The organism is Ideonella sp. sgz306126, from assembly GCF_056032705.1.
Genome location: NZ_JBVYWP010000012.1, coordinates 1 through 2,876, shown reverse-complemented (window position 1 = coordinate 2,876; position 2,876 = coordinate 1). Strand labels below are relative to the sequence as shown.

1 protein-coding gene is annotated in these 2,876 nt (G+C 70.7%); it reads right to left on the bottom strand.

What is annotated here, in order from left to right; genetic code table 11:
• The coding region (locus AC0N04_RS18200) for a beta strand repeat-containing protein (protein ID WP_474283987.1) at window positions 1-2,876 on the bottom strand (2,876 nt) is incomplete at both ends.

The following is a 2,876-nucleotide window of genomic DNA, read 5'->3' as shown; positions in this document are numbered from 1 at the left end:
CTGGTGTCGATCACGGCCGAATCCGAGCCCGGTGCCGAGACATTGCCCGCAGCGTCGGTCAAGGTCGCGCTGACGGTCAGCGTGGCACCCTGGGCCGGCTCGGCGAACGAGGTGACGTAGACGCCAGCCGTCAGGTCGGCGGCAGTCAGCACATGGGTCTGCGGAGTGACGCCGTCGGTGATGGTCAGCGTGTCGCCGACCTGCGCTCCGGCGGGCAGGCCGATCGAGACCGCGTCGTGGCCGGCGACCTGCGTGGCCTGCTCGGCAGCGTTGATGAAGCCGTCGTTGTTGGCGTCGGCGGTGATGGTCACGGTCGGTGCCGCGGTGGCCGCGGTGTCGATCACGGCCGAATCCGAGCCCGGTGCCGAAACATTGCCGGCGGCATCGGTCAGCGTGGCACTGACGCTCAGCGTGGCACCCTGGGCCGGCTCGGCGAACGAGGTGACGTAGACGCCGGCCGTCAGGTCGGCGGCAGTCAGCACGTGGGTCTGCGGGGTGACGCCGTCGGTGATGGTCAGCGTGTCGCCGACCTGGGCGCCGGCGGGCAGCGCGACCGAGACCGCATCGTGGCCGGCGACCTGCGTGGCCTGCTCGGCAGCGTTGATGAAGCCGTCGTTGTTGGCGTCGGCGGTGATGGTCACCGACGGTGCCGCGGTGGCCGCGGTGTCGATCACGGCCGAATCCGAGCCCGGTGCCGAAACATTGCCGGCGGCATCGGTCAGCGTGGCACTGACGCTCAGCGTGGCACCCTGGGCCGGCTCGGCGAACGAGGTGACGTAGACGCCGGCCGTCAGGTCGGCGGCAGTCAGCACGTGGGTCTGCGGAGTGACGCCATCGGTGATGGTCAGCGTGTCACCGACCTGGGCGCCGGCGGGCAGGCCGATCGAGACCGCATCGTGGCCGGCGACCTGCGTGGCCTGCTCGGCAGCATTGATGAAGCCGTCGTTGTTGGCGTCCGCGGTGATGGTCACCGACGGTGCCGCGGTGGCCGCGGTGTCGATCACGGCCGAATCCGAGCCCGGTGCCGAGACATTGCCGGCAGCGTCGGTCAGCGTGGCGCTGACGGTGAGGGTCGATCCTTGAGCCGGCTCGGCGAACGAGGTGACATAGACGCCGGCCGTCAGGTCGGCGGCCGTCAGCACATGGGTCTGCGGGGTGACGCCGTCGGTGATGGTCAGCGTGTCGCCGACCTGGGCGCCGGCGGGCAGCGCGACCGAGACCGCGTCGTGGCCGGCCACCTGGGTAGCCTGCTCGGCAGCGTTGATGAAGCCGTCGTTGTTGGCGTCGGCGGTGATGGTGACCGACGGAGCGGCGGTGGCGCTGGTGTTGATGACCGCGGAATCCGAGCCTGGCGCCGAGACATTGCCGGCAGCGTCGGTCAGCGTGGCGCTGACGGTGAGGGTCGATCCTTGAGCCGGCTCGGCGAACGAGGTGACGTAGACGCCGGCCGTCAGGTCGGCGGCAGTCAGCACATGGGTCTGCGGAGTGACGCCGTCGGTGATGGTCAGCGTGTCGCCGACCTGGGCGCCGGCGGGCAGGCCGATCGAGACCGCGTCGTGGCCGGCGACCTGCGTGGCCTGCTCGGCGGCGTTGATGAAGCCGTCGTTGTTGGCGTCCGCGGTGATGGTCACGGTCGGTGCCGCGGTGGCGCTGGTGTCGATCACGGCCGAATCCGAGCCCGGTGCCGAGACATTGCCGGCAGCGTCGGTCAAGGTCGCACTGACGGTCAGCGTGGCACCCTGGGCCGGCTCGGCGAACGAGGTGACGTAGACGCCAGCCGTCAGGTCGGCGGCAGTCAGCACATGGGTCTGCGGAGTGACGCCGTCGGTGATGGTCAGCGTGTCGCCGACCTGCGCTCCGGCGGGCAGGCCGATCGAGACCGCGTCGTGGCCGGCGACCTGCGTGGCCTGCTCGGCGGCGTTGATGAAGCCGTCGTTGTTGGCGTCCGCGGTGATGGTCACGGTCGGTGCCGCGGTGGCCGCGGTGTCGATGACCGCGGAATCCGAGCCCGGTGCCGAGACATTGCCGGCGGCATCGGTCAGCGTGGCACTGACGGTGAGGGTCGATCCTTGAGCCGGCTCGGCGAACGAGGTGACGTAGACGCCGGCCGTGAGGTCGGCGGCAGTCAGCACATGGGTCTGCGGAGTGACGCCATCGGTGATGGTCAGCGTGTCGCCGACCTGGGCGCCTGCGGGCAGGCCGATCGAGACCGCATCGTGGCCGGCGACCTGCGTGGCCTGCTCGGCAGCGTTGATGAAGCCGTCGTTGTTGGCGTCGGCGGTGATGGTCACCGACGGGGCGGCGGTGGCCGCGGTGTCGATCACGGCCGAATCCGAGCCCGGTGCCGAAACATTGCCGGCAGCGTCGGTCAGCGTGGCACTGACGGTGAGGGTCGATCCTTGAGCCGGCTCGGCGAAGCTAGTGACATAGACGCCGGCCGTCAGGTCGGCGGCAGTCAGCACATGGGTCTGCGGGGTGACGCCGTCGGTGATGGTCAGCGTGTCGCCGACCTGGGCGCCGGCGGGCAGCGCGACCGAGACCGCATCGTGGCCGGCGACCTGCGTGGCCTGCTCGGCGGCGTTGATGAAGCCGTCGTTGTTGGCGTCGGCGGTGATGGTCACCGACGGTGCCGCGGTGGCCGCGGTGTCGATCACGGCCGAATCCGATCCCGGTGCCGAAACATTGCCGGCGGCATCGGTCAGCGTGGCACTGACGCTCAGCGTGGCACCCTGGGCCGGCTCGGCGAACGAGGTGACATAGACGCCGGCCGTCAGGTCGGCGGCAGTCAGCACATGGGTCTGCGGGGTGACGCCGTCGGTGATGGTCAGCGTGTCGCCGACCTGGGCGCCGGCGGGCAGGCCGATCGAGACCGCATC